Raw genomic sequence first — 579 nt, 5'->3', positions numbered from 1 at the left:
GGCCGAGGGTGTGGGTGTCCTGCTGCTGGAGCGGTTGTCGGACGCGCGTCGTCATGGTCGTCGTGTGTTGGCGGTGGTGCGTGGTTCGGCGGTGAATCAGGATGGTGCGTCGAACGGGTTGACGGCGCCGAGTGGCCGGTCGCAGGAGCGGGTGATTCGGGCGGCGTTGGCGGACGCGGGTCTGACGGCCGCGGATGTCGATGTCGTCGAGGGCCACGGGACGGGCACCCGGCTTGGGGATCCGATCGAGGTGGGAGCGCTGCTCGCCACCTATGGCCAGGGGCGTTCCGCGGACCGTCCGGTGCTGCTGGGGTCGTTGAAGTCGAACATCGGGCACACCCAGGCGGCGGCCGGGGTAGCCGGTGTGATCAAGACCGTGCAGGCGATGCGGCACGGGGTCGTACCCGAGACGCTGCACGTGGGCGCGCCATCCTCGCGGGTGGACTGGTCCGCGGGCGCGGTGTCGTTGGTGACGGAGCCGGTGGTGTGGCCGGATCTGGGGCGGCCGCGCCGTGCCGCGGTGTCGTCGTTCGGGGTGAGTGGGACAAACGCGCACGTCATCCTCGAACAGGCCCCGGA

The 579-nt window shown here is 71.0% G+C and carries 1 protein-coding gene; it reads left to right on the top strand.

Annotation, left to right across the window (positions count from 1 at the left end):
• Nucleotides 1-579 (top strand): ketoacyl-synthetase C-terminal extension domain-containing protein (locus AC559T_RS16720; RefSeq protein ID WP_498869332.1); only part of this gene is annotated, 579 nt, incomplete at both ends.

It is taken from the genome of Frankia sp. Hr75.2, assembly GCF_949319125.1.
Taxonomy (GTDB): Bacteria; Actinomycetota; Actinomycetes; order Frankiales; family Frankiaceae; genus Parafrankia; species Parafrankia soli.
This window is presented reverse-complemented; position numbering and strand designations above follow the sequence as displayed.